The sequence below is a fragment of the Streptomyces sp. NPDC054834 genome (assembly GCF_053611185.1).
Genome location: NZ_JBSGZV010000106.1, coordinates 1 through 5,575, shown reverse-complemented (window position 1 = coordinate 5,575; position 5,575 = coordinate 1). Strand labels below are relative to the sequence as shown.

Annotated in this window: 5 protein-coding genes; 3 read left to right on the top strand and 2 right to left on the bottom strand. The window is 68.6% G+C overall.

The window, feature by feature from the left end; all coding sequences use genetic code 11:
- Window positions 1-65: 65 nt before the first annotated feature.
- Both ACWGJM_RS48855 and ACWGJM_RS48850 read right to left on the bottom strand, forming a co-directional pair.
- The gene (locus ACWGJM_RS48855; RefSeq protein ID WP_453418251.1) at window positions 66-560 is read right to left on the bottom strand and encodes a helix-turn-helix transcriptional regulator; all 495 of its coding nucleotides are present in this window, start codon (window positions 558-560) and stop codon (window positions 66-68) included.
- Window positions 557-1,087: a hypothetical protein gene (locus ACWGJM_RS48850; RefSeq protein ID WP_453418250.1), complete on the bottom strand. Its 531-nt coding sequence runs from the start codon at window positions 1,085-1,087 to the stop codon at window positions 557-559. The genes ACWGJM_RS48855 and ACWGJM_RS48850 overlap by 4 nt, the downstream gene beginning before the upstream one ends.
- 174 nt (window positions 1,088-1,261) lie before the next feature.
- Here ACWGJM_RS48850 and ACWGJM_RS48845 point away from each other — a divergent pair, with 174 nt between their 5' ends.
- From ACWGJM_RS48845 to ACWGJM_RS48835, 3 genes are all read left to right on the top strand, one after another.
- Entirely contained in the window at window positions 1,262-2,548 is a 1,287-nt protein-coding gene (locus ACWGJM_RS48845; RefSeq protein ID WP_453418249.1) for an AAA family ATPase, read from the top strand.
- 134 nt (window positions 2,549-2,682) lie between these two features.
- Complete coding sequence (locus ACWGJM_RS48840; protein WP_453418252.1) at window positions 2,683-4,281, top strand: transposase; 1,599 nt, start codon at window positions 2,683-2,685, stop codon at window positions 4,279-4,281.
- Entirely contained in the window at window positions 4,278-5,045 is a 768-nt protein-coding gene (locus ACWGJM_RS48835) for an AAA family ATPase (protein WP_453418248.1), read from the top strand. Before ACWGJM_RS48840 ends, ACWGJM_RS48835 begins: the two co-directional genes overlap by 4 nt.
- Window positions 5,046-5,575: the final 530 nt, after the last annotated feature.

Genomic DNA, 5,575 nt, shown 5'->3' with positions numbered 1-5,575 from the left:
CCCGCTGGAACAGTTCCCACAGCTCGTCCGGCACCATGCGCTCAACCATCACCACACGGTGCAGACTACCCAGCACACCAAATGAGACGACGTCTTAGCCGGCGAGGTGGAGGGTTGGTTTGGTCTGGGGTGTGGGGGTGGTGTTGTTGCCGTCTGGGTCGGGGTCGAAGTCGGTGTGGGTTCGGGGGTCGTTGCGCCTGGGTGGGCGGATGTCTGCGCTGGGGAAGTTGAGAGGCCAGATGTAGGTGTGGGGGGTCGTGGATGTGGTTGATCATGTGTGCTGGTGACTGGTAGCCGGCGAGTAGTGGGTGGATGAGGATGGTTCCTTGTCGTTGGCGGCCTTCGATGATGCCTTTGTCTTTGAGTCGGCTCATGGCTCGTGAGACAGAGGCTTGTGTGACGCCCAGGCGTGCGGCGATCTCATCCTGGCGGATGCGGACGGTGCCGCCGGGTTCTTGCCGGGCCGTGAGGATGTCGAAGACATCTCGGGCGGTACGGGAGAGGCGGGCGTTGGGCAGGATCTCGAAGGTCTCGGGGTTGAGGAAGCCGGGGGTGCTCATTGGGTGGCCTCGTTCCTGGCGGGCGGGATGACGATTTCGTGCTCGGCGAGTTTTGCGGGGCCCAGTGTGTTCAGCAGTTGGATGTGCTTGCGGCTGCCGAACCGGTAGGCGTACAGCGGATTGAGTCGGTACTGTCCTCGTTTCTCCTTCCACGTGAAGTGGTGGTGGACCAGCTGGCCGATTGCTCTGCTGACCTTCGCCTGTGAGCAGCCGAAGTATGTGGCGAGTTGGCTCTGCGTCACCTCCACCATGGCCTGATCGTCCTGGTGCACAGCCATGTGGTCCAGCACGTTGCGGGCTGTCGGTGACAGATCGAACCGCCACAGGTTCGCGTGGATCTTCTGCGAGAGGCTGAGGTGCTTCCCGCCAAGAAACCCGTATGGCTTGGACTGCGGGTCTGTAGTGAAGGTCCCGCCCTGTTTTGCGATCTTCCCCAGCGATCTGACCAGCTGACGCGCGGTCTCGACGCCGTCGACCGGCTCTTGTGAGGGCGGTGCGGGAGCCAGCTGTACGGTCGCCGGTGGCAAGGCGCTACACCTCGCGGCTTGGCCCACGGCTGCTCCTCGGGTTCTGTGAGTTGGGGGTGTGGTGGCGGTGGTTGGGTGTCACGGGATTGGAAGTTCCTGTGTGTGTGGTGTCCGGGCTGGGGTTGGCTGGCGTGTATGGCTGGTCGGCTCGGGCGTGGTGTATCTGATGGGGGAGTGCCGCTTGCTGCGGGTGCGGGCCGTGGCGCGGTGGTTCGGCGTCTGCTGGTGGTGGATGAGTCCGGGTCGGTGTCGCGGCTGCATGTGAGGGTGGCGGCTGAGTTGGCTGGGGTGTCGGAGCGGACGGTGTGGCGCTGGCTGGCGGAGGGGCGTGCGGGGCAGATCGAGGGGCGGTCGCGGCGGGGCGGGTTCGCGGTGAGTGATGCGCTGTGGGCGGTGCTGGCGGAGGAGGGCGGGAACGTCTCGGCGTTGCACCGCAGGCTGGAGCAGGCGCGGGCTGAAGGTTCGCTGGGAAAGTGCGGTGTGACGCGAGTGCCGTCGGCCTCGACGCTTCAGCGTGTGGTGCGCAGGGATCTGCTGGCGGGGCGGGTGTTGGAGGTTGCGCGGCCGGCGCGGGGCCGGGTCGTCGCGGATCGCTATGACCAGGTGCTGGCTGACCTTCGGCTGACGCGTTCGGCAGGCGGTCCGCCGGTTTTGGACGGCGTCGAGGACAGCGCGGTTCAGCCGGTTGTCGACCCGGATAGGGAAGGAGACGGCACGGGTCGTAGTGGGGTGCGGTTGTTCGTGCCGGGTGCCCGGTTGGTGTCGACGGCTGCAGTGGCTTCGGTGGCGGAGGCGGTCGGGCATACGGTCGCGGCACGGGGGATCGTTTGTGTGTTCGGTGATACGGGGTTGGGGAAGACGGTGGCGGTGCAGCAGGCGCTGCATCTGCTGCCGTCCCGGGTGCCGGTATGGCGGGCGGTGGTCGGAGTGAGACCCGGCTTGCCTCAGGTGCGTTCCTCGCTGCTGGAGGCGGTTGGGCTGTCGGCGGGATCGCTGGCACACCGGTCGAATGCGGCGGACAGCGCGCTGGCACAGGCACTGCGACAGCCTGGGGTGTTGTTCCTCGATGACGCGCAGCGCCTGTCTCCCCCGCTGCTGGACTACCTGCGGCTGCTGTGGGACGAGCCGGGCACGGCTGCGGCACTGGTGCTGTGCGGGGCGGGCGCGGAGCGGGTGATCGCCCGGGCGCCGGCGCTGCGGTCACGGGTGCTGACCTGGCATCAGACTCCCGCTTTGGAACAGGCCCGGCTGATCGAGACGCTGCGCCTGTTTCACGAGGTGTGGGAGACAGCCGACCCGGCGGATGTGGTGTGGGCGGACTCGACAGTGGCCCATGGGAACTTCCGCACCTGGGCAAAGATCACTTCTCACGTCTACGCCCCGGTCAGGCGTCAGAAGAGCCCGTTGGTGGACCGTTCATTGGTCGAGCAGGCCTGCGCACGGCTGGGCCCTTACCCGTGACCGGACCGCGGTGCGGCGCGAGAAGGGAGGCCGGTTTCATGATCAATTCTTCCGAGGCAGCCGCCCCGGCATGGCCTGACGAGCCCGTGCCGGTGCTGGAGGGGGCGGGGCTGGCCGCGCTGCGCGGGCCTGCGGTGCAGCAGCTGCTGCGGCTGCGGGGGCAGGGCCGGCTCTCGCGGGGGCATGTGCGGTTGGCGGGGGAGTGTCTGGGGGTGTCGGAGCGGACGGTGTGGCGGTGGCTCGCGCAGGCCGCAGCCGATCCCAGTGCGGCGGCTCACCCGGGTGCCAGATCAGGGGAGCGCTTCGAGGTCACGGCCGAGGTGCGGGTGCTGCTGACGTACTGGCACGGGAACGCGTCCGCGGTGCACCGGCAGTTGGTGGCCCGTGCCCGGGCGGCGGCGGGGGAGCCTGCCGTCGCTGTGCCGGGCGGGGCGCCAGCGGAGGCGGTGCCGGTGCTGGATCCGGTGCCGTCGTTGTCGACGTTCCTGCGCGCGGTGCGCCGGGACCTGACCGCCGGGGAACGCGCCGCCCATGCCATCGGTCCGGAGGCGGCCCGGGCCCATGACGTGTTCGGCAAGCGGCCCCGGCTGTGGCGGAACCACACCTGGGAGGCCGACCATGTCCAGGCGCCGCTCCTGGTGGACGCTGACGGGGATCTGGTGCGCCCGTGGGTGACGTGGTTCATCGACACCGCGACCAAGACGATCACCGGCACCGCTGTCACACCCGGTCAACCGTCCCGGGCCTCGATCCTGGCCGCGCTGCGCGCCGCCATCCTGCGCAGTGGCCCGTACGGGTCGGCGGGCGGCGCCCCGGAAGCAGTGCGCATCGACCGCGGCAAGGACTTCCTGTCCAGGACAGTCCTGGGTGTGTTCGGGACTCTCGGTGCCGAGGTCGATGACCTGCCCGCCTACAGCCCGCATCTGAAGGGCACGGTGGAGAACCTCAACCGGTCGGCCGACCGCATGCTCTTCGCCGCCCTGCCCGGCTACACCGTCACCCCCTCGCCCCGGCGCAGCAAGAAGGAGTCCGCCGACTGTGATGCGCCCCCGCCCCTGACCTTCACGGAGTTCACCGCCGAGGTCCTGGCCTGGACGATGTGGTGGAACACCGAGCACCGCCCTGACGGCCTGGCCGGCCAGACCCCCATCGAGGCATGGCAGGCGGATCCCACGCCGCTCTCCGACATCCCCGAGGCCGCTCTGTGGGCTCTGATGCTGGAGGACGACGGCCGGACGCGGAAGCTGACCAGCCACGGAGTGCGCTGGCGCGGCCGCGACTACATCGGCGCGTGGATGGCCGGCCAGGCCGGCCGCAGTGTCCGTATCCGGTACATGCCCCATCACGACCACGAGATCGAGGTCTTCGACCCCGCCGGGCGCCACCTCGGACCCGCCCACCTCGCCGACGCCGCCACCCCCGAGCAACTCGATGCCCTGCGCCGGACTCGCACCGCACGGGCGCGCCGCCTGCGGGAGGAAGCCAAGAAGGCTCAGGCTCTACGCCGGCAGCGTTTCGCCCCTGCCACCACCCCCACGGCCCCGCAGCGCCTGGGCGCCGTGACGGCAGCCGAAGCCGACCACGAGCTCGAAGCCGCGGCCCACAGCGACATGGCCACCCTCGCTCTGCCCGACCTGATCCCGCCCGCGCCACCGCCCGAGGACTGGAACACCCCCGCCTCCCCGCGCTCGGCAGGCGTCCGACGCTCCCACGGTCAAAAGGAGACGCGGTGACCAGCCAACTGCCGCCACGGGAGAGTGACCACTACACCCAGCTTCCCGACACCGCGGTCGTCACGACTCGCGCGCTCCTGGCCGCGAGGGAGAACATCGCCGACACAGTCCAGGCCAGGGCGATGATGTGCCTCCACGGTCCGGCCGGTGTCGGCAAAACCCTCGCCGTCAACGTCTGCCTGCGCGAGCTCGAGCGCACCCGGGGCGAGGAGGTCTGCCGGATCACCTTCGGTGCCCGCCCCACCGCCCGCGCGGTGCGCCACGAACTCTTCGCCACGCTCGGTCTGCCAGGCGAACCCCCGCGTCACCCGTCCGAGTTCGATCGGCTGCTTCTGGACTCCCTCGCAGCCCAGCCGCGTCCGCTTGTCGTGGACGAAGCACAGTGGCTCAATCGAGAGACGTTCGAGTACTTCCGGTTCGCCTGGGATAATCCGTACACGCAGATCGCGATCATCTTCGCCGGTGGTGAAGGCGCGCACAGTGTGTTGCGGAAGGAGCCGATGCTCTGCTCCCGCATCTTCATCTGGCAGCACGTCACCAAGCTCAGCCTGGAGGAAGTTCAGCAGGTCATCCCGCTCTACCATCCGATCTGGGCGAGAACCGATCCTGCGGTCATCGCCTTCGCCGACCGCCACGCGGCACATGGCAACTTCCGTAACTGGGCCCGGCTCACCGCTCACACGATGACCGCACTTGAACGAACAGGCCGAGACCACCCGGACCAGGAGGTGCTCCGCTGGGTCTTCAGCAGGCTGGGCAGCTGACACCCACGGCAAGCGAGCATCGCCGGTCGCTTGGGTGCTGTGCAGGTTCATCGGTCGGCGAGCGCGGTGACGCAGGGGCGGCAGGCAAGATGTGATCCAGAACTGATCTGAGTCTTATTTTGAAACACACCTCGGAGTGTTCAATGCGGAACTCCACAGTACCGAACGGACGCACCCTCGGCCTCTTCTCCCCGAAGCTACTCCTGACCCATCGTCACGTTCCCCACAGGCCAGCCCCCACCAGTCCCCTTGCTGCCCCGCACGGGCCGGAGGCCCGTTTGCCGCGCACAGCGCGGTCGAGGCTGGAGCGCAGCGGAAGCCTCTGGCTGGACGGAGTCCAGCATCGGACTGCAACGCAGGCCGGCTCACTCCCGGAGCGCAGCGGAGGGGGTGTCAGTTTGCTTGCGAAGCAAGCGAACTGTGCGGAGAGCGCAGCGAACCGCCAGTTGCTCCCGCGAAGCGGAAGCCATGCCTCGAAACCTAGCCCGAGCTCAAAACGCTCAAACGTTCCCGTCGGCCGTATGCGGAGC